Genomic DNA, 26,063 nt, shown 5'->3' on the forward strand with positions numbered 1-26,063 from the left:
CCCGCTTTTGTCACACCTCGCGGATCCAAGCGCTATGGGCACCCTCTCGGTCAACCAGAACAAACTGCAAAAACGCCTGCGTCGCCTCGCTGGCGAAGCCATCACCGACTACAACATGATCGAGGATGGCGACAAGGTCATGGTCTGCCTGTCTGGCGGCAAGGACAGTTACACCATGCTCGACGTTCTGTTGCACCTGCAGAAGGTGGCGCCGATCAAGTTCGAGATCGTCGCTGTGAACATGGACCAGAAGCAGCCAGGCTTCCCTGAGCACGTGTTGCCGGCCTATCTCAAGGAGCTGGGCGTCGAGTACCACATCGTCGAGAAGGACACCTACTCGGTGGTCAAGGAGCTGGTTCCGGAAGGCAAGACCACCTGCTCGCTGTGTTCGCGCCTGCGCCGCGGCACGCTGTACACCTTCGCCGACGAGATCGGTGCGACCAAGATGGCCCTCGGGCACCATCGCGACGACATCGTCGAGACCTTCTTCCTCAACATGTTCTTCAACGGCTCGCTCAAGGGCATGCCGCCGAAGCTGCGCGCCGACGACGGTCGCAACGTGGTGATCCGCCCGCTGGCCTACTGCAGCGAGAAGGACATCCAGGCCTACTCGGACATGAAGGGCTTTCCGATCATCCCTTGCAACCTGTGCGGCTCTCAGGAAAACCTGCAGCGCCAGGTGGTCAAGGACATGCTGGTGGAATGGGAACGCAAGCACCCGGGCCGCACCGAGAGCATCTTCCGCGCTCTGCAGAACGTCGCGCCATCGCAGCTGGCCGATCGCAACCTGTTCGATTTCACCAGCCTCAAGATCGACGAAAGCGCCACTCCGCGTTTTCTCGATGTACTGAACATCTGACCCATGCGCGACTACCAATGGCTGCATGAGTACTGCCTGAACCGCTTCGGCTCGGCACAGGCCCTGGAGGCCTTCCTGCCGCAGCCGCGCACGCCAGCGCAATTGCGTGACATCAGCGATGACCGCTACCTGTCGACGCTGGCCCTGCGGGTGTTCCGTGCAGGGCTCAAGCACAGCCTGGTGGACGCCAAGTGGCCGGCCTTCGAGCAGGTGTTCTTCGGCTTCGATCCGGAAAAGGTCGTGCTGATGGGCGCCGAGCACCTTGAGCGGTTAATGCAGGACGAGCGGATCATCCGCCATTTGGGCAAGCTCAAGAGCGTGCCACGCAATGCGCAGATGATTCTCGATGTGGCGAAGGAGCGGGGCAGTTTCGGCGCGTTCATCGCCGATTGGCCGGTGACCGACATCGTCGGACTATGGAAGTACCTGGCCAAGCATGGCAATCAGTTGGGCGGGTTGTCGGCGCCGCGTTTCTTGCGCATGGTCGGCAAGGACACGTTCATTCCCACCGATGACATGAGCGCAGCCCTCATCGCCCAGGGCGTGATCGACAAGCAGCCGACCAGCCAGCGCGATTTGGCGCTGGTGCAGCAGGCGTTCAATCAGTGGCATGAGCAGAGCGGGCGACCGCTGTGCCAGCTGTCGGTGATGCTGGCGCATACCGTCAATCATTGAGAGGTGCGACGCGTGCTTCGCGGCTAAACCCGCTGCCACAGGGGCGGTGCAGTACTTGTGGCAGCGGGTTTACCCGCGAAAAGGCCGCCGCTTCTACTGCCCTTCACCGGCCACACGCCGCTCATGCTGGAACTTCCAGCGCACATACAGCAGGGCACTGACGAACAGCCCCAGGCTCACCAGCACCTCCATCCAGCCGAACACCGCCCGTGCCGGGTCGAACGCCGCCAGCACTCCCTTGATGAAATAGATATTCACCACGAAGCACGTCCAGGCATGGGCCCGGGCGCTGCCCGTCAGCATGCCCGGCACCAGCAGCAACAGAGGGATCAGCTCGATGGCCAGGATCACTTCGACCCGTGCCCCATGCAGGTCCGCGAACCACAGGTTGTTGACCGCCAGCAGGGCGATCAGGCCAAAAAAGCAAGCCAGGCTCAGCGCCCGGGTGACGCGCACCCGTGGCGTGAGCCATTCCAGCGGTGGCAATACCTTGGGCTTTCTAGCCACGCTCGCCCCCCAAAGCCTTGGCGGTGCTCGCCAGGCGTTGGCCCAGGGCGCGGCACAGGGCGATTTCGTGCGGGTCGAGTTCGCGCTTGCCATCAGCTCCAGCGTGGTGGCTGGCGCCATAGGGGGTGCCGCCGCCACGGGTCTCGAGCAGCGCCGACTCACTGTATGGCAGGCCAAGCACCAGCATGCCGTGGTGCATCAGCGGCAGCATCATCGACAGCAGCGTGGTCTCCTGACCGCCATGCAGGCTGGCGGTCGAGGTGAACACTGCCGCGGGCTTGCCGACCAGCTCTCCGCCCAGCCACAAGCTGCTGGTGCCGTCGAGGAAGTACTTGAGCGGCGCGGCCATGTTGCCGAATCGGGTCGGGCTGCCCAGCGCCAGGCCCGCGCAGTGGCGCAGATCGTCGAGGGTGGCGTAGAGCGCGCCGCTGGCCGGGATGTCCGGGGCCACGGCTTCGCATTCGGTGGAGATCGCCGGCACAGTGCGCAGGCGCGCCTCCAGGCCGGCCATCTCGACGCCGCGGGCGATATGCCTGGCCATCTCGCTGGTCGAGCCGTGGCGGCTGTAATAGAGCACTAGAACGTAGGGATCGCTCACGGCAGGATCTCCAGTACTTTCTCCGGCGGACGGCCAATCACCGCCTTGTCACCGGCGACCAGGATCGGACGCTCGATCAGCTTGGGGTGCTGGACCATCGCGTCGATCAGTTGCGCGTCGCCCAGGGCGGGGTTGGCCAGATCCAGGGCCTTGTATTCTTCTTCACCGGTGCGCAGTAGCTGGCGCGGGGCGATGCCCAGCTTGCCGAGCAGGGTTTTCAGGGTGACGGCATCCGGCGGGGTGTCCAGGTAGCGCACGATGGTCGGGGCCAGGCCGCGCGCTTCGAGCAGTTCCAGGGCGCCGCGGGATTTCGAACAGCGCGGGTTATGATAGAGGGTCAGATCAGTCATGACGGGTCGCATCCAGCTGGGTGTGGCGGCTATTCTAACCGCAGCGACTGTGTCGTTTGCTTGAAACTTCTAGAAGGATTGACCCATGGCAAGGCGTTTGGCAGCAGTACTGGCCATCACCGCGAGCCTGTTGCTCGGCGGTTGCGGTGCGGACTACGGCGTGGACCAGCACGGCAACACGGTAAAGGCCGAGCAGATCGACGGGCACTGGCTGGTGCTCAACTACTGGGCCGAGTGGTGCGGCCCGTGCCGTACGGAAATTCCCGAGCTCAACGCTGCGGCCAAGCAGTGGGAGGCCCAGGGTATCAAGGTGGTCGGGGTGAACTTCGATGGGTTGCAGGGCCAGGATCTCAAGCAGGCCGCCGAAACTCTCGGCATCGCCTTTACCGTCCTCGCCCAGGACCCGGCCGAGCGCTACGAGCTGCCGCGCAGCGAGGCGCTGCCGGTGACCTACATCATCGATGACAAAGGCAAAGTGCGTGAGCAGTTGATGGGGGAGCAGACCCTCGAAGGACTGCAAGCCAAGATCAAGGCCCTCAAGGGCGCTTAAGCGCTTCGAGCTGCAAGCTTCAAGAAAGAGCGGACCGTGTCGGGCTTGCTTTTCTTGCAGCTTGCAGCTGCCCTTAACCTTCCTCAGGCCAGAAGCGCAGTGGCTTGCCCTCGGCCGGCCAGAAGCGAATCTGCTCGATCGATGAGACGTCCCAGCGTTGCACGGTCTCCAGCGCCTGAAGGAAGCGTTTTTCCTGGTCCATCAATGCAGGGGCGCACAGTTTGCGGGTCTTGCCGACCTTGCCAAAGCTGATGCGGTCGCCTTGCAGGGTGTAGGACGCGAACCAGTGATTGCAGCCAGCATTGCCATAAGCACGGCCGTCCTCGCCGAGGATCAGGGTCAGGTGGCTGTAGTCGATCAACGGGCGCTCGCCGATCCACTCCAGCACATAGCTTTGCTCCGGTTGCAATTTCGAAGGCTCCGATGCGCAGCCGAGCAGGCCGACGGCAATCAGTGCACCGGTCAACAGATGCTTCACTGCGCGCTCCCTTGGCAGGCCGGGCACAGGTGCTGGTCGCCACGGCTGGCCCAACCCAGCTCGGCGATGCGGGCGCTGGCCGCGGGCTGGCGGGCCTTGTTGCCGAGCTTGCCGTCGACGGCGAACTCGAAGTCCAGCTCAGCCTGGCAACTGTTGCACTTGACCTTCCAGTTGAGGATCTCCAGCTCGTTGAAGATCGGGCCGCTGGCCACGGCGACCCATTGGCCGCGCGGGTTGATCAGGTGGCGCACGCTCTCCACGGTAAGGCGCATGGAAAGATCCTTGCTGCCTTTTAGAGTCACCAGCAGGACATCGTCCTTCTGGATCGAGCCACCGTTGCCAGTCACCTGATAGCGGCCCGGCACCAGGGCGCGGCATTCGATCAGGGTGTGTTGCGGGTTGAAAAGGGTGTAGCGGAAATCGTGTTCGACCATGGGTCCTCCAAAATTGCCGCGTATCCTAGCATCAACCGTTCACCAGATTCTGCGGATCGCCCTCCGTCCAGCGGATGATGTTGTCCAGGGTGGTCGAGGCGATGGCCGCCAGCGCTTCATGGGTGAGAAACGCCTGGTGTGCGGTGACGATCACGTTGGGGAAGGTCAGCAGCCGGGCGAGCACGTCATCCTGCAGCGGCAGGTCGGAACGGTCCTCGAAGAACAGCTGCGCCTCCTCTTCATAGACATCCAGCCCCAGGTAGCCGAGCTGGCCGCACTTGAGCGCGTCGATCAGGGCCGGCGTGTCGACCAGCGCGCCGCGCCCGGTATTGATCAGCATGGCGCCGGGTTGCAGGGTGGCCAGGCTCTGGGCGTTGATCAGATGGCGGGTGTGCTCGGTCAGCGGGCAGTGCAGGCTGATGATGCGGGCCTGGCTCAGCAGTTCGGGCAATTCCACGTAGCGGGCGCCCAGGGCAAGCAGTTCAGGGTTGGGGTAGGGGTCGTAGGCCAGCAACTGGCAGCCGAAACCGGCCATGATGTGGGCGAAGGCGGCGCCGATCTGGCCGGTGCCGACCACGCCGACCGTCTTGCCGTGCAGGTCGAAGCCGGTCAGGCCATGCAGGGTGAAATCACCTTCGCGGGTGCGGTTGTAGGCCCGGTGCAGGCGTCGGTTGAGCGCCAGGATCAAGGCCACGGCATGCTCGGCCACGGCATGGGGTGAATAGGCCGGTACCCGCACCACCGACAGTCCCAGGCGCCGGGCGGCGGCCAGATCGACGTGGTTGTAGCCTGCCGAGCGCAAGGCGATCAGACGGGTCCCGCCGGCAGCCAGGCGTTCGAGCACCGTGGCATCGAGCTCATCGTTGATGAACGCGCAGACCACCTCGAAATCCTGGGCCAAAGCGACGGTGTCCTGGGTCAGCCGGGCCGACTGGTAGTGCAGCTCCAGGCTACTGTCGCGGGAGGCCTGGGTGAAGCTTTCCTGGTCGTAGTGCTGGCTGCTGAACAACAGGACACGCATGGTGTGAATCTCCAGGTTTCGTCATCGCGGCAGTGTAGACAGCCTGCGAAGAAGGACGTTGATCTTGCTCAGTGGCGTCACTGTTCGGATAGTGCAACGCCCCCGATTTTGGGGCCGTCCTGCGGCCCCAGGGCTTTGCGCTCAGGCGCTCAGCCGAGCCTGAGCCGCGAGCCGCACGATGGCCCGGTCCAGCTCGTCCAGGGCTTGCGCCGCCTGGGGGCTGTCCTGTTTGAGCAAGGTCTCGCTGCGCTGGCAGGCCGCGCGCAGTTGCGGCACGCCACAGTAGCGCGATGCGCCGTTGAGGCGATGGACCCGTTCGATCATCGCCGTGCGATCACCCAGCTCGCGGGCGACGCGGATCGATTCACGGTCGGTCTCAAGAGACGCCAGCAGCATGGCCAGCATGTCCGCGGCCAGGTCCGGCTTGCCGGCGGCCAGGCGCAGGCCTTCCTCAGGGTCGAGCACCTTCAGCTCGTTACTGTCGATGGCCCGTTCGCTGCCGCGCTCCTGCATGGACGGCACCAGGCTCATTCCGGTCCATTTCATCACCACCTGGGACAGCTGGCGCTCGCTGATCGGCTTGGTCAGGTAATCGTCCATGCCGCTGTGCAGCAAGGCCCGTTTCTCGTTGGCCATGGCGTGTGCGGTGAGCGCGACGATGGGCAGCGGGCTGCCGCTCTGGCTGGCTTCCCAACGGCGGATCTGCTCGGTGCAGGCGCGTCCGTCCATTCCCGGCATCTGCACATCCATCAGCACCAGGTCGAAAGGCTCGTCCTGCACTGCCTTGACTGCGGCATAGCCGTTGTCCAGCGCCAACACCTCGGCGCCCAGGCCTTCGAGCAGGGTCTGCACCAACAACAGATTGGCAGGGTTGTCGTCCACGCAGAGAATCCTCGGCGCCCGGGTATTGCCGCTGGCGCGCGCGTCGTTGGTCGCTCGGCGCGGTTGCACCAGTTCGAGCAGCAGGCGGCGCAGTTTGCGCGTGCAGGTGGGCTTGGACAGCAACTGGCCATGGGGATTGGGCAGGTAGGGGTGATAGAGCGCCTGCTCGGTAGTCGGGCAAAGCACCACGCACAGGCAGCCCAGGCGTTCCAATTGCTGGTGATAATGGCCCAGTTGCTCCGGCGAGAGCGTGCTCAGGTTGGCCCCCAGCACCGCGAACTCGAAGGGTTGGCCTGCCTGGCTCGCCGCCTGCACGCCTTGCAGCAACTGGTCGAAGGAGGCGAACAGGCTGACGCTCAGACCGCAATCTTCCAACTGGTGCTCCAGGGCTTGGCGCGCCAGCTCGTGGCCATCGACGATGGCGGCGCGGCGCCCGAGCAACGGTTGCAGCGGTTGCTCCTGCGCGTCGTCATGAGCGCGCGGCAGGCTGAGGCTGATCCAGAACTGCGAACCTTCGCCTGGGGTGCTGTCCACGCCGATCTCGCCACCCATCTGCTCGATCAGGCGCTTGGAGATCACCAGGCCCAGGCCGGTACCGCCGGGCTGGCGTGACAACGAGTTATCGGCCTGGCTGAAGGCCTGGAACAAGGTGCGCACATCCTGGGGCGAGAGGCCGATGCCTGTGTCTTGCACGCTGATGCGCAGTTGTACGCTGTCCTCCTGTTCATCCTCGATCATGGCACGCACGACGATGGTGCCTTCGCGCGTGAACTTGATGGCGTTGCTCACCAGATTGGTGAGGATCTGCTTGAGCCGCAGCGGGTCACCGATCAGCGACAGCGGGGTGTCGCGGTAGACCAGGCTGAGCAGCTCCAGCTGCTTGGCGTGGGCCGCAGGGGCGAGGATGGTCAGCGTGTCCTGGATCAGATCGCGCAGGTTGAACGGGATGCTGTCGAGCACCAGTTTGCCGGCCTCGATCTTGGAGAAGTCCAGGATCTCGTTGATGATCCCCAGCAGGTTGTCGGCGGACTTCTCGATGGTATTGAGGTAGTCGAGCTGGCGCGGGGTCATCTCGCTGCGTTGCAAAAGGTGGGTGAAGCCGAGGATGCCGTTGAGCGGTGTGCGGATCTCGTGGCTCATGTTGGCCAGGAACTCGGACTTGATGCGGCTGGCCTCCAGCGCCTCCTTGCGCGCCATGTCCAGTTCGATGTTCTGGATCTCGATGGTTTCTAGGTTCTGGCGCACGTCTTCGGTGGCCTGGTCGATACTGTGCTGCAGTTCCTCATGGGCATTTTGCAGGGTCTCGGCCATGCGGTTGATGCCCGCCGCCAGTTCATCCAGCTCATGGCTGCCCATCGCCGGCAGGCGCTGTTCCAGGTTGCCTTCCTTGAGTTGGGTGACGGCGTGCTTGATGCGACTGAGCGGATCGTTGATCGTCCGGCTCATGCGCAGGGCGAGCAACACGGTGAGCGACAGGCAGCCGAAGATTAACAACAGGCTGGTGAACAGGTTGCGATAGCCGCGCAGCAAGGTGCCGTCGTGGGACAGTTCGATTTCGACCCAGCCGAGCAGGCGCTCGGCTTCGGCGGGGACCGCCTGGGAGGCCAGGTCACGATGATGGCCGAAGACGGGCATCAGGTAGCGAGTAGCGTCATTGCCGGTGCGTTGCAGCAATTGAGTGCCGGTGCCCCCGGTCGGCGCCTGGTTGAGCATGCTCGGGCCGGCATGGGCCAGGCGCGAGCGGTCGGGGGCCAGGAATGCCACGGCGCGCACATCGGCTTGCTCCAGGGCTTGGGCGGCGATGCGTTCAAGCAGCTCCTGGGCTTGGGCCGGGTTGGCCAGGGAGGGCGCTGCCAAGGGCGCGAGCTGCTCGGCGAGCATCTTGCCGCGCTGGAGCAACTGAGTCCGCAGCTCATTTTGCTGTAGCCAGTTGAAATAACTTCCCAGCACCAGGGCCATCAGGCTGGCTGGCAGCAGCGCCAACAGCAGGACCCGGCTTCTGATTCCCAAACGATCGAGCACATTTGTCTCCTGTCATGTGCTTGCCTGCCGTCAGCATAAAGACGGCCCCAGGCGGAACGTTACTCTCCAGGGCCGTCTGATGCACTTCTTTGTAGCTCTTTTTGCGGTTCCCAGCCTTGGCGGCCTGAATCATCAGTGGCGCCTGCGTTGGCCTCAGGTCATCGGCGAGCGCGACCCGGTTGCCTTGGCCGGATGCATGGCCAATAATCGCGCAGTTGAGAATTAATGTCAGAAGCCAATGAATCCCGAAGCTATTCACCCGTCTACCATTCTGGCCATCGAGGACGACCCGGTGCTGGGTGCCTACCTGCACGACGAGTTGCAGCGCGACGGCTTCCTGGTGACTTGGTGCCGTAACGGCCTCGAAGGCCTGGAGGCCGCCAGCCGCCAGGCCTTCGATGTGGTGTTGATGGATATCCTGTTGCCCGGCCTCAATGGTCTGGACGCCTTGGCCCGGCTGCGCAAGCACAGCACCACCCCGGTGATTCTGATGTCCGCGCTGGGCGCCGAGTCCGATCGCATCAGCGGTTTCAAGCGCGGCGCCGATGACTACCTGCCCAAGCCCTTCAGCATGGCCGAATTGCGGGTACGCATCGAAGCGATCCTGCGACGGGTGGCGCTGGAGCGCCGGCACCAGGCGCCACGGGAGGTGGTCAGCGGGCAGCTGCGTTTCGACGAAGCGGCTTGCGATGTCTGGCTCGACGGCCGTTCGGCAGGGCTCACACCCAGCGAGTACCGCCTGCTCGAGACGCTGCATCGCAGCCAGGACGAAGTGCTCAGCAAACCCTTCCTTTATCAACAGGTCTTGCAGCGCGGTTATTCCCGCCATGACCGTAGCCTTGACATGCATGTCAGCCAGATACGTCGCAAGCTCAAGGCGCTCGGCTATCACGAACGGCAAATCCGTACTGTCTGGGGCAAGGGCTATACCTTGTGCGCCGGCGAGGCCGAATGACAGTGCTGGATCGGCATTCGCTGTTCTGGAAGCTGGCCATTCTGCTGGTGGGCTTCTGCCTGTTGATGATTGGCCTGAGCTACACCTGGGGCCGGCACATGGAAACCCGCAACGCCTTCCTCGACGCGCCGGCCCAAGCGCAGCTGATCGGTTATGCCGCCGAAGCCGAGCAGGCCTGGCGCCAAGAAGGCAGGGCGGGGGTGGACCGCTGGCTAGCCGGCATGCACCAGCGCGAGCCCGGCTGGGTGAATGTGCTCGATGCCCAACTGCGCCCTTTGGGCAGCGCCACGCTGTCCACCGATGAAATCCAGCAACTGACACGTCTGCGTGGAGTCGACTGGCCCATGAGCCGACGCAGCATCACCCAGCCTTGGCTGCGCCTGCCGTTTCCCGAGGCGCCGGAGCAGGGCATGTTGGTGATCGAGTTGCCGCAGCGGCTGAATCCCGGGCGATACCTGCTGTTCTGGCAGATCCTGACCAACGGCGTGATTCCTGGCCTGTTCACCTTGTTGTTGTGTGTCGGTCTGTACCGGATGCTGATCGTGCCGCTGAACCAGTTGCGCGAGCAGGCCAACGCCTGGCGTGCCGACCAGCTGTCGGCCCGTCTGGATTCGCGTACCGTTGGGCGGCATGACGAGCTGGGCGAGCTGGCCAGGGCGTTCGATCAGATGGCCGAGCGCCTGCAGGAGAGCGTGGCCATGCAACAGCAGATGCTGCGCGACCTTTCCCATGAGATGCGCACGCCCTTGAGCCGCTTGCGCGTGGCCTGCGACGGCGAGACCGATCATCAATGCCTGCGCGAGCGGGTGGCGCGGGAAATCGACTGCATGCAGCAATTGGTCGAAAACACCCTGCAACTGGCCTGGCAGGATGCCGAGCGGGCACCGATGAACCTCGAGCCGATCCAGCTCCAGGCCCTGTGGGACATGCTCGCCGAGGATGCCTGCTACGAAAGCGGCTGGCCGCCTGAACGCTTGCGCTGTGAATTGCCCGTCCAATGCTGGGTGCAAAGCAACCTCAACCACCTGGCCCAGGCACTGGAGAACATGCTGCGCAATGCGATCCGCCATTCGCCCGAACACGGGCTGGTGCGCTTGGGCGGTTACCGCGAAGGCAATTATTGGCGGCTATGGCTGGAAGATCAGGGGGGAGGCGTGGACGAGGCGGATCTGGATCGGATCTTCGCGCCGTTCTCCCGCCTCGATGGCTCCCGACCCGGGGATGGCGGCTTCGGCCTGGGGCTGAGCATTGCTCGCAGTGCGATTCAGCGCCAAGGTGGCACGTTGTGGGCCGAAAATGGCAAGCAAGGGCTACGCCTGTGCATGCGTTTGCCGGCGCATGTGGCGTCGGATCGCGAGGCAGGTCCGCGCGTTCAGGTTTGGACCGGTACGAGCTTATAGCTTGTAGCTATAGCGACTACAGATTGCGTGATATGGCGAGCAAAGGTTTGCCGGTATGATAGTCGCCCCTGCCGTCCGGATTGCGAACAACGCCATGACCTTGCAGTACCCAACCATCGCCGATTGCGTCGGCAATACGCCTCTGGTTCGCCTGCAGCGTATCGCCGGCGAGACCACCAACACCCTCCTGCTCAAGCTCGAAGGCAACAATCCCGCGGGTTCGGTCAAGGACCGCCCAGCGCTGTCGATGATCACCCGCGCCGAGTTGCGTGGCCAGATCAAACCGGGCGACACGCTCATCGAAGCCACGTCCGGCAACACCGGCATCGCCCTGGCCATGGCGGCGGCGATAAAGGGTTACAAGATGATCCTGATCATGCCGGACAACTCGACCGCCGAGCGCAAGGCGGCGATGACCGCCTACGGTGCCGAACTGATCCTGGTCACCAAGGAAGAGGGCATGGAAGGGGCGCGAGACTTGGCCGAGAAGCTGCAGGCCGAAGGTCGCGGCCTGGTGCTCGACCAGTTCGCCAACGGCGACAACCCGATTGCCCATTATTCCAGCACTGGCCCTGAGATCTGGCAGCAGACGCACGGCACCATCACCCATTTCATCAGCTCCATGGGCACCACCGGGACCATCATGGGCTGCTCCCAATACCTCAAGGAGCAGAACCCGGCAGTGCAGATCGTTGGCCTGCAACCGATGGAAGGCTCGGCCATCCCTGGCATTCGCCGCTGGCCCGAGGAGTACCTGCCGAAGATCTTCGACGCCACCCGCGTCGACCGCGTGGTCGATATGTCCCAAGACGAAGCCGAGCAGACCACCCGTCGTCTTGCTCGTGAAGAAGGGATTTTCTGCGGCGTTTCTTCCGGTGGTGCGGTCGCGGCAATGTTGCGCCTGTCCCGCGAGGTCGAGAACGCGGTCATGGTGGCGATCATCTGCGACCGTGGCGACCGCTATCTGTCCACTGGCCTGTTCGACGCAACCTGATGTCCAGAAAGAAAAGCAACAGCGGCCTGCGCTTCCAGCCGGCCGGCGGCGATCGTGCGCCACAAGTGCCGGTCGGCAAGAAACAACGCCTGCAAATCGAGCGCCTGGCCGGTGACGGTCGTGGCATCGCCTTTGTCGAGGGACGCACTTGGTTCGTCAGTGGCGCTTTGGCTGGGGAGTCCGTCGAGGCCCGCGTGCTGGGCGCCCGTGGCAAGGTGGTCGATGCACGCTTGGAGCGGGTGCTGCAGGCCAGCCCCGAACGGCGCGAGGCGCCGTGCCAGTATTATGAGCGTTGCGGTGGCTGCAACCTGCAGCACCTGCCTCACGACGGCCAATTGACACTCAAGCAGCGGATGCTCGCCGAGCAACTGCAGCGGGTGGCCGGCGTACAACCCGAGCAATGGGCCACGCCACTGGTCGGCCCTGAATTCGGCTATCGGCGCCGGGCCCGGATCGCCGTGCGCTGGGACCCGAAGGCGCGTCATCTGGACGTGGGCTTTCGGGCCGAGGCCAGCCAGGACATCGTCGCCATCGACGAATGCCTGGTGCTGGTACAGCCCTTGCAGGCGATTTTCCGCCATCTGCCGACGGTGCTGCGCAGCCTGAGCAAACCTCAGGCGTTGGGGCATGTCGAGCTGTTCAGCGGCACCGCGCAAGCGGTTCTGGTGCGGCATGTGGCGCCGTTGCCGGCGGAGGATCTGGCGCGCCTGGAGGCCTTCTGCAAGCAGGCTGACGCCCAGCTGTGGTTGCAGGGCGACGGCGAACCGGCGCCGGTCGAGGCCGGTCAGACACTTGGTTTTGCACTCGAGCCTTGGGGGCTGGAGTTGGCCTGGCGGCCGGGGGATTTCGTCCAGGTCAATGCTCAGGTCAATACGTTGATGATCGAGCAGGCGCTGGCGTGGCTGGCCCCTCAACCCGAGGATCGGGTGCTGGATTTGTTCTGCGGCTTGGGCAACTTTGCCCTGCCGTTGGCCCGGCGGGCCCGGGAAGTGGTGGCCGTGGAAGGTGTACAGGCCATGGTCGAACGGGCCGAGGCCAATGCCCGTAGCAACAATGTGCATAATGCACGGTTTTTTCAGGCCGATTTATCGCAGCCTTTGGCGGGCGCCGGATGGGCCGCCGAGGGCTTTTCTGCGGTACTCTTGGATCCACCGCGCGACGGTGCTTTCGAGGTGGTGCAAGGCATCGCACGCCTCAAGGCCAAGCGGCTGGTCTATGTGTCCTGCAACCCGGCCACGCTGGCGCGAGACGCCCAGGTTCTGGTCGGGCAGGGGTACCGGTTAACAAGGGCCGGGATCCTCGACATGTTTCCTCAGACGGCACATGTCGAGGCCATGGCGTTATTCGAAGCGGGCTAGCCAGGCTGGCCCCTTGGTGCGGCGTCCAGGGACTGGGCGGCGTACGGTGATTGCCAGCGCACCCGCGTGGTGCGCTGTATGGAAAGGTAAAAGAAAGATGGTACAGGTGAGAGTGCACCAGCCGGTCAATACCGACGGTAGTATCAATCTCGAAGCATGGCTGGATCATGTGGTGAGCGTCGACTCGGCGCTGGACCGCAAGGCGCTCAAGGAGGCCTGCGATTTCGCCCAGGAGGTCGAGAAGAAGGGCAACCCGGCCAAGCATTCCTGGGCCGACGGTACGTCCAGCTTCCAGGCGGGTCTGGAGATCGCCGAAATCCTCGCCGACCTCAAGCTCGACCAGGATTCCCTGGTGGCTGCGGTGATCTATCGCTCGGTGCGCGAGGGCAAGGTGACCCTGGCCGAGGTCGGCCAGCGCTTTGGCCCGGTGGTGTCCAAGTTGATCGACGGCGTGCTGCGCATGGCCGCCATCAGCGCCAGCCTCAGCCCGCGCCAGTCGCTGGTGCTCGGTTCCCAGGCGCAAGTCGAGAACCTGCGCAAGATGCTGGTGGCCATGGTCGACGACGTGCGCGTTGCCCTGATCAAGCTGGCCGAACGTACCTGCGCCATTCGGGCGGTCAAGGCCGCCGATGACGAGAAGCGCCTGCGTGTGGCGCGCGAAGTGTTCGACATCTATGCTCCGCTCGCCCACCGCCTGGGCATCGGTCACATCAAATGGGAGCTGGAGGACTTGTCCTTCCGCTACCTCGAACCCGACCAGTACAAGCAGATCGCCAAGCTGTTGCATGAGCGCCGGCTCGACCGCGAGCGCTTCATCAGCGACGTGATGAACCAACTGCAGAACGAGCTGCTGGCCACGGGCGTCAAGGCCGACATCAGCGGCCGGGCAAAACACATCTATTCCATTTGGCGCAAGATGCAGCGCAAGGGCCTGGAGTTCAGCCAGATCTACGACGTGCGCGCCGTGCGTGTACTGGTCCCGGAGATCCGCGACTGCTACACCGCGTTGGGCATCGTCCATACCCTGTGGCGGCACATCCCCAAGGAATTCGACGACTACATCGCCAACCCCAAGGAGAACGGCTACCGCTCCCTGCACACCGCAGTGATCGGCCCCGAGGGCAAGGTGCTGGAAGTGCAGATCCGCACCCATTCCATGCACGAGGAAGCCGAGCTCGGTGTGTGCGCCCACTGGCGCTACAAGGGCACCGACGTCAAGTCCAGTTCCAACCACTACGAAGAGAAGATCTCCTGGCTGCGCCAGGTGCTCGAGTGGCACGAGGAACTGGGCGATATCGGCGGCCTGGCCGAGCAACTGCGGGTGGACATCGAGCCGGACCGGGTCTATGTGTTCACCCCCGATGGCCATGCCATCGACCTGCCCAAGGGCGCCACGCCGCTGGACTTTGCCTACCGTGTGCACACCGAGATCGGCCACAACTGCCGCGGCGCCAAGATCAACGGGCGTATCGTCCCGCTCAACTACAGCCTGCAGACCGGCGAGCAGGTGGAGATCATCACCAGCAAGCACGGCAGCCCGAGCCGTGACTGGCTGAACTCCAACCTCGGCTACGTCACCACGTCCCGCGCACGGGCCAAGATCGTCCACTGGTTCAAGCTGCAGGCCCGCGACCAGAACGTCGCTGCCGGCAAGACCCTGCTCGAGCGTGAGCTTAGCCGCCTGGGCCTGCCCCAGGTGGACTTCGAACGCCTGGCCGAAAAAGCCAACGTCAAGACCGCCGAGGACATGTTCGCTGCCCTGGGCGCAGGCGACCTGCGCCTGGCGCATATGGTCAACGCGGCCCAGCAGTTGCTCGAGCCGGAGCGCAGCGAGCAGATCGAACTGATCCCACGCAAGGCCAGCGGTACCCGCTCCGGCAAACGTGGCGATATCCAGATCCAGGGTGTCGGCAACCTGCTCACCCAGATGGCCGGCTGCTGCCAGCCGCTGCCGGGCGACGCCATCGTCGGCTATATCACCCAGGGTCGCGGGGTGAGCATTCACCGCCAGGACTGCGCCTCGGTGCTGCAATTGGCCGGCAAGGAGCCGGAGCGGATGATCCAAGTCAGCTGGGGGCCGATCCCGGTGCAGACGTATCCAGTCGACATCATCATTCGCGCCTATGACCGTCCGGGGTTGCTGCGCGACGTGTCGCAGGTGCTGCTCAACGAGAAGATCAACGTGCTGGCGGTCAACACCCGCTCGAACAAGGAAGACAATACCGCGCTGATGTCCTTGACCATCGAGATCCCAGGCCTGGACGCCCTCGGGCGTTTGCTGGGCAGAATCTCGCAGTTGCCGAACATCATCGAGACGCGGCGTAACCGTACCCCTTGAGACCGAGGCGCCTTTTTCGCGGGTGAACCCGCTCCCACAGCGATTTCACCCCGCTTGTGGAAGCCGGTTCAACCGCCAGAAGCCGCCGCCGAAGGACCTGCCCGATGACCTACACTGTCGATGACCTGCTGCACCTGATGGCCCGTCTGCGCGACCCGCAATACGGCTGTCCGTGGGACCTGAAGCAGGACTACGCGAGCATTGTCCCGCATACCCTTGAAGAGGCCTACGAGGTCGCCGACACCATCGAGCGTGGCGATTTCGAGCACTTGCAGGGCGAGCTGGGCGACCTGTTGTTCCAGGTGGTCTACTACAGCCAGCTGGCGCGGGAGGAGGAGCGTTTCGAGTTCGCAGGCGTGGTCGACGCGATTACCCGCAAGCTGATTCGCCGTCACCCCCATGTGTTTCCTACCGGCGACCTGTATGCCCCGCTGGACACTCCGCGTCTGGACGAGGCGCAGGTCAAGGCGCGCTGGGAAGAGATCAAGGCCCAGGAGCGTGCCGAAAAGAGCGAGCCCGAACAGTTGTCGTTGCTCGACGACGTGCCGGCGGCCCTGCCGGCCTTGTCCCGTGCGGCCAAGCTGCAAAAGCGCGCGGCCACGGTCGGTTTCGACTGGCCGGATGCCCTGCCGGTGCTGGACAAGGTCCGTGAGGAACTGGACGAAGTGCTGCAGGCCATGGCCGATGGCGAAGCTGATGCACTGGAAGATGAAATCGGCGATTTGCTGTTCGCCGCGGTCAACCTGGCCCGCCATCTCAAGCAAGACCCGGAAAACGCCCTGCGCCGGGCCAACCGCAAGTTCGAGCGGCGTTTTCGTTTCATCGAACAGGCATTGCGCGACAATGGCCGGCCGATCGAAGATTGTACCCTCGATGAACTGGACGCCCTGTGGGGCGAAGCCAAGCGTCAGGAAAAGAACCTGCCCAGCTGCGGCTGAGCTGTTGCATAAGTGAGTGAATACATGAGCCTTTCCCTTCGCGACCAATTGCTCAAGGCCGGTCTGGTCAACCAGAAACAGGTCAAGCAGGTCAACAAAGCCGAGAAGAAACAAAAGCGTCTGGAGCACAAAGGCCAGGCCGAGGTCGACGACACCCAGCAGCGCCTGGCCAAGGAGGCCATGGCCGAAAAGGCCAAGAAAGACCAGGAGCTGAACCGCCAGCTTCAGGAAAAGGCCGAGCAGAAGGCCCGCGCCGCGCAGATCAAGCAACTGATCGAGGCGACCCGTCTGCCCAAGCTCAATACCGAGGACTACTACAACTTCGTCGACGACAAGAAGGTCAAGCGCATCGCCGTCAACGCCTTGATGCGCAGCAAACTGAGCAACGGCGCCCTGGCCATCGTGTCTTTCGGCGGCGGTTACGAAGTGATCCCGCGTGAAGCGGCGGTGAAGATCCAGGAGCGTGACCCCAATCGCATCCTGCTGCTCAACACCCATGTCGAAGAAGCGGACGAGGACGATCCGTACGCGGCCTACAAGATCCCTGACGATTTGATGTGGTAAAAGACGAAAACCCCGCTCAGGCGGGGTTTTTCGTGGGCAGTGCGGTCATTGCGGGCTGTGCTGGTTCTCTAGGCATTCCAGCTCGCTGCGGTACTGTTGGGCTTCGTGTTCGGAGTGGAACATCCCCACCAGCTCGCCCTGCTGATGCACATCCCAGATCCGCAGGCCGTGGGCCTGGCTTTCGTGGGACATTTTCGATTCGTCGCGTTCGGTTACTTGGACAGTCATCGTTAAACTCCACTTTCGGTTGGCTGCGGCAACATGTCGCAGGCCTTCTTTATAGAGTTAGTTAGCAGGCTAAGTAAATAAAACAACGATGAAACAAAGTTCATGAAGGGCTGTTTGCGGCTAAACCCGCTCCCCTAGGTAAACAGTGTTTATAGGAAGCGGGTTTGCCCGCAAGCCGGCGGGACAGGCAACAAAAAGCCCCGCACTAGGCGGGGCTTCGGGGGCTCACAACGGTGATCAGTTGCCCTTCACCGACTTGCCGTCGACCGTGCCATCCTGCAGCACGATCACGTATTCCTTGCCATCGGTCTCGACCTGGCGCAGTTGCACCAGCAAATAGTCCCACTCTTTGGCGAACCACAGCTCGGTGATGCGCTTGCTCTGGCTCGGGTCGCGGACGCGCTCGACCTTCACGGCATCGACCTGGCCGGTCTTGGTGGTGACTTTCTCGGTACCGAGCACGCGGAAGTCATAGGTGTCGATCTCGTCACCGTCGACGACCTGGTAGGTCATGCTCTTCTTGCCTGCGGCCACGTCATGCTGCAGGGCCAGCTGATAGGACGATTTGTCCAGCACGCCGCGGTTGAGCGGCAGGTTGATCGCATCGCCACGGTCGGTGCCGGTGACCTTCTTGCTGTTCCAGTCGAAATCCAAGTCGACTTTCTTCGCCTTGCCCAGGCCGCCGCGTTCGAAGTGATACTTCTGCGGCAGCAGGGTGTCGTTGTCCAGGCGCAGGGTACTTTGCTCGGTCAGGCTGGCGATCATCATGGACGCCTTGAAGTTCAGGCTCCAGGTACCGTTGGCGTTTTTTTCCAGGCTGCGCTCGGCGGTGCCGCTCATGGGCAGCTGCTTCCAGTCGGCGGTGTAGCTGGCCGAGAAAGGCTTCAGATCAGCTGCCTGGAGGGGCAGGGCGAGCACGGCGAGAGCCAAGAGCAGGGCACGACGCATAAATTCTCCTAGGGTCGAATCAAGTGACCGCTGGCCGCCAGGGGCTGGCCATCCAGTAGTGCACCTTGTTCGCCCAGACGCAAGCGTCCTTCGGCGAACCAGCGCACCGCCAGCGGGTAGATCTGGTGTTCCTGGCGATGAACGCGCTGTGCCAGGCTGTCGGCTGTATCGCCTGGCTCCACCGGTACCACAGCCTGTACGACCAGAGGGCCGCCATCGAGTTCCTCGGTGACGAAGTGTACGCTGCAACCATGCTCCGCGTCGCCCGCCTCCAACGCACGCTGGTGGGTGTGCAGGCCCTTGTACTTGGGCAGCAGCGACGGGTGGATGTTCAGCAGGCGGCCTTGGTAGTGGCGCACGAAGCCGCCGCTGAGGATGCGCATGAAGCCCGCCAGCACCACCAGATCAGGCTTGAAGCCGTCGATCAACGCCATCAGCGCCGCGTCGAAGGCTTCACGGCCATCGAAGCCACCGTGCGCGAGCACGGCGGTCTCGATGCCCGCTGCCTGGGCCCGTTGCAGGCCATAGGCATCGGCGCGATTGGAGATCACGCCACGGATGCGCACCGGGCTGTCTTCGCCACGGCTGTTGTCGATCAGCGCTTGCAGGTTGCTGCCGGAGCCCGACAGCAGTACTACGACATTGCAGGTCTTGCTTGGCATCAGTGCGCCTTGAGGTTCTGCAATTCGACCTGGGCGGCGCCAGCCGGCGCTTCGGCGATGCGGCCGATGACCCATGGCTGTTCGCCGGCGTCACGCAGCACTTGCAGGGCGCTGTCGACTTTGTCCTGGGCCACGCAAATGACCATGCCCACGCCGCAGTTCAGCACGCGGTGCATCTCGTGCTCGTCGACGTTGCCTTTTTGCTGCAGGAAGTCGAATACCGCCGGGCGCTGCCAGCTGGCCACGTCGATGATGGCCTGGGCGTTGTCGGGCAGGACGCGTGGGATGTTGTCCAGCAGGCCACCGCCGGTGATGTGGGCCATCGCCTTGACCGCGCCGGTGTCCTTGATCAGCTTGAGCAGCGGCTTGACGTAGATGCGGGTCGGAGCCATCAGCAGATCGGCCAGAGGCTTGCCGTCGAGCTGGGTATTCTCGATGTCGGTGCCGGAGACTTCGAGGATCTTGCGAATCAGCGAGTAACCGTTGGAATGCGGGCCGGAGGATGGCAGGGCGATCAGGGCGTCGCCGGTGACGACCTTGGAGCCGTCGATGATTTCGGATTTTTCCACCACGCCGACGCAGAAGCCGGCCAGGTCGTAATCCTCGCCTTCATACATGCCAGGCATCTCGGCGGTTTCGCCACCGACCAGCGAGCAGCCGGCCAGTTCGCAGCCGGCGCCAATGCCGGTGACCACGGTGGCGGCCACGTCGACGTTGAGCTTGCCAGTGGCGTAGTAATCGAGGAAGAACAGCGGTTCGGCACCGCAGACCACCAGGTCGTTGACGCACATGGCGACCAGGTCCTGGCCGATGCTGTCGTGCTTGTTCAGGTTCAGCGCCAGGCGCAGCTTGGTGCCGACGCCGTCCGTGCCGGAGACCAGAACCGGCTGCTTGTAGCCGGCCGGGATCTCGCAAAGGGCGCCGAAGCCGCCCAGGCCACCCATGACTTCAGGGCGTGCGGTGCGCTTGGCCACGCCCTTGATGCGTTCGACCAGTGCTTCGCCGGCGTCGATGTCTACACCGGCGTCCTTGTAGCTCAGGGAGGGTTGCTTGCTCATTGATCCAGGCCTTTAAGAGGGAGGGATTCGGGAAAACGACCGCGACGGCCAAGGCCGGCTCGAAGGGCGGCGGCTGCCTGTACGTCACTGGTCTGCGAAGGCGCGCGATTTTATCAGGGTTGCCGGGCAGCGGCCATCCTCAGGCCGACGGGCAGGCCGCGAATCTGGCAAAAAACATCCTTTCACAGGCCGCGACTGGTTGCCTCGCCAGTGCCTGTATAAGGTAATAGCAATGGCGGCGGGCCGAATCTGTCCGGCATGGCGGAGCGTTTTGCGCGGTGTCGTGGTCACAGCAGCAGATTCGGGGCTCGGTGCCCCTTGGTCATCTGGACAGGAATCCTCCATGCGTTTTCTCAATTACCTGGCTGCCGCCTGCCTGATCGCGGGCAGTGTCGTCGCACAGGCCGAGCCGGTTTCGGGGCTCTACCAAGTCCGTGAACCGATCGAAGGGCAGGGCAGCGACGCCCGCGCCCAAGCCACTGGCAAAGCTTTGGACACACTGGTGCTGCGTTTGACCGGCGATCCCAAGGCCGCGCAAAGCCCAGCCCTGGCGGCCCTGCGCAAGGACCCGCAACAAATCATCAACCAGGTGGGCTCCGAAGCCGGTCCGCCTGAAACCCTGTTGGTGGAATTCGACCCCGGCAGCACCGAGCGTGCCCTACGCCAGGCTGGCCTGGCACTGTGGGGCAGCAACCGTCCCTCGATACTCGGCTGGTGGCTGAACGACAGTGCCGAGGGCAGCAACCTGGTCGGCGACGGCCAGTCGACAGCTGCGCCACTGCGCCGCGCCGCCCAGCACCGAGGTTTGCCGCTGCGCCTGCCTTTGGCCGATCTGCAGGAGCAACTGGTCGCCAACGCCAAGCAGCTCGAAGGCAGCGACCCTGCGCCGCTGCGCGAGGCATCCGAGCGCTACGGCGCCGATGCGTTGCTGGCTGTGCATGCCCACGAGGCCGATGGCAAGTGGCAGGGCAAATGGCAGTTGTGGCTGGGCGACCAGCGTGAGCAAGGCACTGCCGAAGGCGCCGACCAGGCCGCCCTGGCCGATGCGGTGATGCTGGCGATCAGCACGCGTCTGGCGCCGCGCTACGTCACCCGCCCGGGCGCCAGCAGCGAGCTGCAACTGCAGGTGCAGGGCATGAACCTGCAGCATTATGCAGAGCTCAGTCGGGTACTCGAACCCTACGCCCCGCGTTTGCGGCAAGTCGACGGCGGTACCCTGACTTACAGCGTCACCGGTAACCGCGAACAGTTGCGTGCTCAGCTGGGGCTGGCCAAGTTGCAGGAGTTGCCCCCTGAGCAGTCCTCTGCTCCGGCACCTGCTCCGGCGGCAGATGGACAACCCGCCGCCGCCCAGCCGGCTGCGCCCAAGCCGTTCGACGGCCTGCGTTTTCGCTGGTAAGGAGTGCCAGGCATGATCGAGGTTCGCCGTTGGGCGTGGCTGGGTGTGGCGCTGCTGGTCGCTGCGCTGCTTTATTTCCTGCACAACATCTTGTCGCCGTTTTTGGTAGGCATTCTTTTAGCGTATCTGGCCGACCCGCTGGTCGATCGGCTGGAGCGCATGGGGCTGTCGCGCACCTGGGGCGTGGTGGTGGTGTTCAGCCTGTTCACGCTCATTTTCCTGGCCTTGCTGCTGGTGCTGGTTCCGATGCTGGCCAAGCAGCTGGTGCGCCTGTACGAACTGACACCACAGATGCTCGACTGGTTGCAGCATGTCGCCTTGCCCTGGGTGCAGAGCCGCCTGGGCCTGGCCGATGGGTTCTGGAAGTTCGACAAGATCAAGGCCGCCATCGGTGCGCACATGGGCCAGACCACCGATATCGTCGGCATGCTGTTGTCCCAGGCCACTGCCTCGGGCCTGGCATTGCTCGCCTGGCTGGCCAATCTGGTGCTGATTCCGGTGGTGGGCTTCTACCTGCTGCGCGATTGGGACCTGATGATGGCCAAGCTGCGCAGCCTGCTGCCGCGTCAGCGTGAGCGCCAGGTGATGGGGCTGGCGGGCGAGTGCCATGAAGTGCTGGGGGCGTTCGTGCGTGGCCAGTTGCTTGTAATGCTGGCGCTTGGTTTGATCTATGCAGGAGGTCTGATGCTGGTAGGCCTGGAGCTGGGCCTGTTGATCGGCCTTCTGGCAGGGCTTGCGGCCATCGTGCCATACATGGGCTTCATCATCGGTATCGGTGCGGCCTTGATCGCCGGTCTATTCCAGTTTGGCGGCGACCTGTACCCGATGTTGGGCATCGTTGCGGTGTTCATGGTCGGCCAGGCTCTCGAGGGGATGGTGCTTACGCCACTGCTGGTGGGCGATCGAATCGGGCTGCACCCGGTAGCGGTGATTTTCGCCATCCTGGCCGGGGGCGAGCTGTTCGGCTTTACCGGTGTACTGCTCGCGCTGCCAGTGGCGGCGGTGATCATGGTGCTGTTGCGCCATGTGCACGACCTCTACAAGGAGTCGGACATGTATGCGGGGGATATCGATCCGCAGCTTTGATGCGAGAGGGCTGCTTTGCGGCCCTTTTCGTAGGCAAGGGGGGCGATGGGCTTCAAACGGTAAAATGCTCTCGCAACTCCTTGATTTTCCTTATGCTCTTACCCTCGCGCATTGTGCCGCCCGCGCTGCGGGTATAGACTTTGCACACTGTTCACCAAAGGCCCCCTGTGGTCCTCGCGACCGCCCGCCAGCATGAAACCGATCCAGTTGCCCCTGGGTGTGCGCCTGCGCGATGACGCCACCTTCATCAACTATTATCCGGGCGCCAATGCCGCGGCATTGGGCTACGTCGAGCGGCTATGCGAAGCCGACGCCGGCTGGACCGAGAGCCTCATCTACTTGTGGGGCAAGCAGGGCGTGGGTCGTACCCATCTGCTCCAGGCCGCCACCCACCGCTTCCAGCAGTTGGGTGAACCTGCGGTCTACCTCCCTCTGGCACAACTGCTCGACCGAGGCGTGGAATTGCTCGATTACCTTGAGCAGTACGAGCTGGTGTGCATCGACGATCTGCATGTCATCGCGGGCAAGGCGGATTGGGAAGAGTCCATGTTCCATCTGTTCAACCGCCTGCGCGATAGCGGTCGACGCCTATTGCTCGCGGCCTCCGCCTCGCCGCGCGAGCTGCCGATCAAACTCCCTGACCTCAAATCCCGGCTGACCTTGGCGCTGATCTTCCAGATGCGCGGATTGTCCGACGAGGACAAGCTGCGCGCTTTGCAACTGCGCGCTTCCCGGCGCGGTCTGCACCTTACCGATGAGGTCGGTCATTTCATCCTGACACGCGGTGCGCGCAGCATGAGCGCGCTGTTCGACCTGCTCGAGCGTCTCGACCAGGCTTCGCTTCAGGCCCAGCGCAAGCTGACCATTCCGTTTCTCAAGGAAACCTTGGGCTGGTAACCCCCGAAAAGCGCGGGCCAGAGCCCGAAAACAGAAAAGTCACATTTTTTTCGATAAAATTTGCAAATGGCCATGATAGAGGGCATAGTTTCACCCTTCTAAAGGATTACAGACACGGTCGTGCCCATGCTGAAGCGCTTCGCACCCCTCGTGCCACTTGCACTCGTGACCCTGCTTTTTGGCTGCGCCTCCCAAGGCCCCGTTTCCCAGCCGCAGGATCAACACTCGCTCGCCGCGCACTCCGCGAGCCTGATCAAACCCTCTGCCTCTTCCGTCTTCGGTGAAGAGCCGCTGGCCACTGAAGAAGACCTGGAAGCCTTTTCCAGCAACAGCAAGCCCTACGAGCTGCCAGCCCTGGCCGACAGCATCCTGGAGCGTGGCATGTCGCTGATCGGCACCCGTTACCGTTTTGGCGGTACTTCGGAGAAGTCCGGCTTCGATTGCAGTGGTTTCATTGGTTATCTGTTCCGCGAAGAAGCCGGTCTGAACCTGCCGCGCTCGACGCGTGAAATGATCAACGTCGATGCGCCGAAGGTGTCCCGCAACAAGCTCAAGCCTGGCGACCTGCTGTTCTTCAGCACCAACGGCCGTGGCCGTGTCAGCCATGCCGGCATCTACCTGGGTGACAACCAGTTCATCCACTCCAGCAGCCGCCGCAGCGGCGGTGTACGCATCGACAGCCTTGGCGATCGTTACTGGAGCAAGACCTTCATTGAAGCCAAGCGCGCCTTGGCGATGGCGCCGACCACAATCTCGCGCAACTGATATCAAAATGATGTACCCTGCCGCGGCGGCGATGCTGAAAAGCTCGCCGCCGTGCGCATTTACAGAAAGCGTCTAATCTAAATTCTCACCACTTTTGGCTTCGGCTGCGGCCGAACGGTTCCAGACAGGATGTTCTGACCATGGCGATGTTGGCGCGCTTCGCATTCCTTTCCCTGGCGGCACTGCTCGCGGCCTGCTCCAGCCATGCTCCGGCACCGGCTCCGGTGGTCAAGCCGAAGGTCATCTTCAATCAGCAAGGGTCGTCTTCGCCCATGGCCGAGGACGTGCTGTTCCGTGCGATCGGCCTGGTAGGCACGCCGTATCGCTGGGGCGGCAACACGCCGGATTCGGGGTTCGATTGCAGTGGCCTGATCGGCTACGTCTATCGGGACGCCGCCGGGATCAGCCTGCCGCGTTCGACCCGCGAGATGATCGTCATGCGGGCGCCCAATGTGGACATCAACGCCCTGCAGTCCGGAGATCTGGTGTTCTTCGCCACCAGCGGCGGGTCGCAGGTCAGCCACGCCGGGATCTACGTGGGGGAGGGGCGTTTCGTGCATGCGCCATCCACAGGCGGCACGGTGCGCTTGGATTACCTCTCCAACAGCTACTGGTCCCGGGCCTATCTGCAGGCCAAACGCGTATTGCCAACCGGGCATCTGGCTCAAAATCCCTGAGCTGCGCTCACTTTCGGCTCACGCGCCAAACCACATTGCCCACATCATCTGCCACCAAGAGCCCGCCTCGGTCATTGACCACGCCCACCGGGCGTCCCATGGCCTTGCCCTTGCCATCGAGAAAACCGGTCAACAGGTCGATCGGTTTGCCTGCGGGCTTACCCTCGCTGTCGAACGGCACGAAGATCACCTTGTAGCCACTGTGCGGCTTGCGGTTCCAAGACCCATGCTGGCCCACGAAGGCTCCCTGCTCGAAGGGCGGCGGCAACGCGCCGGCCTGGGCAAACGCCAGCCCCAGCGATGCGGTATGGGCCCCCACTGCGTAGTCTGGGACGATCGCCTGGGCGACTTTGCCAGGATCCTGCGGCTCGACCCGTTGATCCACATGCTGCCCGTAGTAACTGAAAGGCCAGCCATAGAAGCCGCCGTCCTTCACCGAGGTGATGTAGTCGGGCACCAAGTCGCTGCCGATCTCGTCGCGTTCATTGACCGCCGTCCATAGCGCGCCGGTACGGGGCTCCCACGCCAGCCCGTTGGGGTTGCGCAGGCCTGAGGCGAAGATGCGGTGTTCACCGCTGGCCGGGTCAACCTCCCAGATCGCGGCGCGGCCTTGTTCCTTTTCCAGGCCGTTCTCGCCGACATTGCTGTTGGAACCCACGGTAACGTAAAGCTTCTTGCCATCGGGGCTGGCGATGACGTTTTTGGTCCAGTGGTGATTCAACGGGCCGCCGGGCAGGTCGGTGACCGGGCGTCCTTCGGCGCGGATCTGCATCGCGCCTTCCTCGTAGTGAAAGCGCAACAGCCGGTCAGTGTCGGCCACATAGAGGTCCTTGCCTACCAAGGTCATGCCGAAGGGGGAGTTGAGCCCTTCGATGAACGTACTGCGCACCTCGGCGACACCATCATGGTCGGCATCGCGCAGCAGGGTGATGCGATTGGCGCTGGGGACCCCGGCACCGGCACGCTCCATGACTTTGCCCATTACCCAGCCGCGCAGGCCCTTGCCGTCCTCGGGCTTGGGCGGGGCATTGGTTTCGGCCACCAAGACATCGCCATTGGGCAGTACGTAGAGCCAGCGTGGGTGATCGAGGTCCCTGGCGAAGGCCACCACTCGGGTGCCCGCGGCGGCCGTCGGCGTGGCGCCGTCCGGCCAGCCGGTCGCCGGGGCGATGTTGACGGTCGGGATCAGGGTCTTGTTGGGCTCGGGCAGGCGAGGCGAGGGGCCGAAGCCGTCGCTGACCTCCAGGCGCGCGGACTCGCCGCAGGCGCTTAGGCTGGCACTCAGGGCCAACACCATCGCGATACGCATCCTGTCCATGCTCGCAATCCTCATTGGCTTGTGAGAATTGAGAGTCGGATGCGTCGGGGTAGGTTCACTCCAGGCGAATGGGCCTAGCGACCGCCGGATGGCTTCCGCGTG

27 protein-coding genes are annotated in these 26,063 nt (G+C 63.5%); 15 read left to right on the forward strand and 12 right to left on the reverse strand.

Going from position 1 to position 26,063, the window contains the following annotated elements; translation table 11 throughout:
• Positions 1–34: 34 nt before the first annotated feature.
• On the forward strand, positions 35–859 hold the full coding sequence (gene ttcA / locus BLS27_RS05400) for a tRNA 2-thiocytidine(32) synthetase TtcA (protein ID WP_043214547.1): 825 nt from the start codon (positions 35–37) through the stop codon (positions 857–859).
• A 3-nt stretch (positions 860–862) separates the two neighbouring features.
• Complete coding sequence (locus BLS27_RS05405; RefSeq protein WP_090343573.1) at positions 863–1,534, forward strand: DNA-3-methyladenine glycosylase I; 672 nt, start codon at positions 863–865, stop codon at positions 1,532–1,534.
• Between the two features lie 93 nt (positions 1,535–1,627).
• Here the strand turns inward: BLS27_RS05405 and BLS27_RS05410 are convergent, their stop codons facing one another.
• The 3 genes from BLS27_RS05410 to arsC are packed head-to-tail and all read right to left on the reverse strand — an operon-like array spanning position 1,628 to position 2,989.
• On the reverse strand, positions 1,628–2,041 hold the full coding sequence (locus BLS27_RS05410; protein WP_043214543.1) for a DUF2069 domain-containing protein: 414 nt from the start codon (positions 2,039–2,041) through the stop codon (positions 1,628–1,630).
• Positions 2,034–2,639, reverse strand: coding sequence for an NAD(P)H:quinone oxidoreductase (gene wrbA, locus BLS27_RS05415; protein WP_070572948.1), 606 nt, complete (start codon positions 2,637–2,639; stop codon positions 2,034–2,036). Before wrbA ends, BLS27_RS05410 begins: the two co-directional genes overlap by 8 nt.
• Positions 2,636–2,989, reverse strand: a complete 354-nt coding sequence (arsC, locus tag BLS27_RS05420; RefSeq protein ID WP_090343576.1) for an arsenate reductase (glutaredoxin) — start codon at positions 2,987–2,989, stop codon at positions 2,636–2,638. The genes wrbA and arsC overlap by 4 nt, the downstream gene beginning before the upstream one ends.
• Positions 2,990–3,074: 85 nt before the next feature.
• On the opposite strand from arsC, the gene BLS27_RS05425 reads away from it, so the two are divergent.
• Complete coding sequence (locus tag BLS27_RS05425; RefSeq protein ID WP_043215201.1) at positions 3,075–3,539, forward strand: TlpA disulfide reductase family protein; 465 nt, start codon at positions 3,075–3,077, stop codon at positions 3,537–3,539.
• Positions 3,540–3,612: 73 nt separating this feature from the next.
• Here BLS27_RS05425 and BLS27_RS05430 read toward each other — a convergent pair whose 3' ends face one another.
• From BLS27_RS05430 to BLS27_RS05445, 4 genes are all read right to left on the reverse strand, one after another.
• The gene (locus tag BLS27_RS05430) at positions 3,613–4,017 is read right to left on the reverse strand and encodes an META domain-containing protein (RefSeq protein WP_043215199.1); all 405 of its coding nucleotides are present in this window, start codon (positions 4,015–4,017) and stop codon (positions 3,613–3,615) included.
• On the reverse strand, positions 4,014–4,451 hold the full coding sequence (locus BLS27_RS05435; RefSeq protein WP_043215198.1) for a hypothetical protein: 438 nt from the start codon (positions 4,449–4,451) through the stop codon (positions 4,014–4,016). Before BLS27_RS05435 ends, BLS27_RS05430 begins: the two co-directional genes overlap by 4 nt.
• Positions 4,452–4,482: 31 nt before the next feature.
• Positions 4,483–5,472 (reverse strand): 2-hydroxyacid dehydrogenase, encoded by a 990-nt coding sequence (locus BLS27_RS05440; RefSeq protein WP_090343580.1) that lies wholly within the window; start codon positions 5,470–5,472, stop codon positions 4,483–4,485.
• Between the two features lie 141 nt (positions 5,473–5,613).
• Complete coding sequence (locus tag BLS27_RS05445) at positions 5,614–8,376, reverse strand: response regulator (RefSeq protein WP_043215194.1); 2,763 nt, start codon at positions 8,374–8,376, stop codon at positions 5,614–5,616.
• 238 nt (positions 8,377–8,614) lie between these two features.
• On the opposite strand from BLS27_RS05445, the gene BLS27_RS05450 reads away from it, so the two are divergent.
• From BLS27_RS05450 to BLS27_RS05480, 7 genes are all read left to right on the forward strand, one after another.
• Entirely contained in the window at positions 8,615–9,331 is a 717-nt protein-coding gene (locus tag BLS27_RS05450) for a response regulator transcription factor (protein WP_043215192.1), read from the forward strand.
• A 2-nt stretch (positions 9,332–9,333) separates the two neighbouring features.
• Positions 9,334–10,731, forward strand: a complete 1,398-nt coding sequence (locus BLS27_RS05455) for a sensor histidine kinase (protein ID WP_090344018.1) — start codon at positions 9,334–9,336, stop codon at positions 10,729–10,731.
• Positions 10,732–10,825: 94 nt separating this feature from the next.
• A complete protein-coding gene (gene cysM, locus BLS27_RS05460; RefSeq protein WP_043215206.1) occupies positions 10,826–11,725 on the forward strand; it encodes a cysteine synthase CysM in 900 nt (299 codons plus the stop codon).
• Positions 11,725–13,083 carry a 23S rRNA (uracil(1939)-C(5))-methyltransferase RlmD gene (gene rlmD / locus BLS27_RS05465; protein ID WP_090343583.1) on the forward strand — a complete coding sequence of 453 codons (1,359 nt, stop codon included), beginning with the start codon at positions 11,725–11,727 and terminating at the stop codon, positions 13,081–13,083. The genes cysM and rlmD overlap by 1 nt, the downstream gene beginning before the upstream one ends.
• 97 nt (positions 13,084–13,180) lie before the next feature.
• Positions 13,181–15,421 carry a GTP diphosphokinase gene (relA, locus tag BLS27_RS05470; protein ID WP_043215189.1) on the forward strand — a complete coding sequence of 747 codons (2,241 nt, stop codon included), beginning with the start codon at positions 13,181–13,183 and terminating at the stop codon, positions 15,419–15,421.
• Between the two features lie 104 nt (positions 15,422–15,525).
• Entirely contained in the window at positions 15,526–16,359 is an 834-nt protein-coding gene (gene mazG / locus BLS27_RS05475; RefSeq protein ID WP_043215186.1) for a nucleoside triphosphate pyrophosphohydrolase, read from the forward strand.
• 24 nt (positions 16,360–16,383) lie between these two features.
• Entirely contained in the window at positions 16,384–16,923 is a 540-nt protein-coding gene (locus BLS27_RS05480; RefSeq protein WP_043215184.1) for a DUF2058 domain-containing protein, read from the forward strand.
• Positions 16,924–16,968: 45 nt separating this feature from the next.
• Here BLS27_RS05480 and BLS27_RS05485 read toward each other — a convergent pair whose 3' ends face one another.
• The 4 genes from BLS27_RS05485 to purM all read right to left on the reverse strand — a co-directional run bounded on the left by BLS27_RS05485 (position 16,969) and on the right by purM (position 19,819).
• A complete protein-coding gene (locus BLS27_RS05485; RefSeq protein ID WP_043215180.1) occupies positions 16,969–17,151 on the reverse strand; it encodes a hypothetical protein in 183 nt (60 codons plus the stop codon).
• Between the two features lie 237 nt (positions 17,152–17,388).
• The gene (locus tag BLS27_RS05490) at positions 17,389–18,099 is read right to left on the reverse strand and encodes a DUF3108 domain-containing protein (RefSeq protein ID WP_043215178.1); all 711 of its coding nucleotides are present in this window, start codon (positions 18,097–18,099) and stop codon (positions 17,389–17,391) included.
• Positions 18,100–18,107: 8 nt separating this feature from the next.
• A complete protein-coding gene (purN, locus tag BLS27_RS05495; RefSeq protein WP_090343586.1) occupies positions 18,108–18,761 on the reverse strand; it encodes a phosphoribosylglycinamide formyltransferase in 654 nt (217 codons plus the stop codon).
• Entirely contained in the window at positions 18,761–19,819 is a 1,059-nt protein-coding gene (gene purM, locus BLS27_RS05500; protein WP_070572965.1) for a phosphoribosylformylglycinamidine cyclo-ligase, read from the reverse strand. Before purM ends, purN begins: the two co-directional genes overlap by 1 nt.
• Before the next feature lie 343 nt (positions 19,820–20,162).
• Between purM and BLS27_RS05505 the strand changes: the two genes are divergently transcribed.
• From BLS27_RS05505 to BLS27_RS05525, 5 genes are all read left to right on the forward strand, one after another.
• On the forward strand, positions 20,163–21,218 hold the full coding sequence (locus BLS27_RS05505; protein WP_090343588.1) for a DUF2066 domain-containing protein: 1,056 nt from the start codon (positions 20,163–20,165) through the stop codon (positions 21,216–21,218).
• Between the two features lie 12 nt (positions 21,219–21,230).
• Positions 21,231–22,304, forward strand: coding sequence for an AI-2E family transporter (locus BLS27_RS05510; RefSeq protein ID WP_043215674.1), 1,074 nt, complete (start codon positions 21,231–21,233; stop codon positions 22,302–22,304).
• Positions 22,305–22,496: 192 nt separating this feature from the next.
• Positions 22,497–23,201: a DnaA regulatory inactivator Hda gene (gene hda, locus BLS27_RS05515; protein WP_070091725.1), complete on the forward strand. Its 705-nt coding sequence runs from the start codon at positions 22,497–22,499 to the stop codon at positions 23,199–23,201.
• Between the two features lie 126 nt (positions 23,202–23,327).
• Positions 23,328–23,966 (forward strand): C40 family peptidase, encoded by a 639-nt coding sequence (locus BLS27_RS05520; protein ID WP_090343591.1) that lies wholly within the window; start codon positions 23,328–23,330, stop codon positions 23,964–23,966.
• A 140-nt stretch (positions 23,967–24,106) separates the two neighbouring features.
• Positions 24,107–24,643 (forward strand): C40 family peptidase, encoded by a 537-nt coding sequence (locus BLS27_RS05525; protein WP_043215667.1) that lies wholly within the window; start codon positions 24,107–24,109, stop codon positions 24,641–24,643.
• 7 nt (positions 24,644–24,650) lie between these two features.
• Here BLS27_RS05525 and BLS27_RS05530 read toward each other — a convergent pair whose 3' ends face one another.
• Complete coding sequence (locus BLS27_RS05530; protein ID WP_377736058.1) at positions 24,651–25,952, reverse strand: PQQ-dependent sugar dehydrogenase; 1,302 nt, start codon at positions 25,950–25,952, stop codon at positions 24,651–24,653.
• Positions 25,953–26,063 lie beyond the last annotated feature (111 nt).

The organism is Pseudomonas guariconensis (genome assembly GCF_900102675.1).
In the GTDB taxonomy this organism is placed as follows: Bacteria; Pseudomonadota; Gammaproteobacteria; order Pseudomonadales; family Pseudomonadaceae; genus Aquipseudomonas; species Aquipseudomonas guariconensis.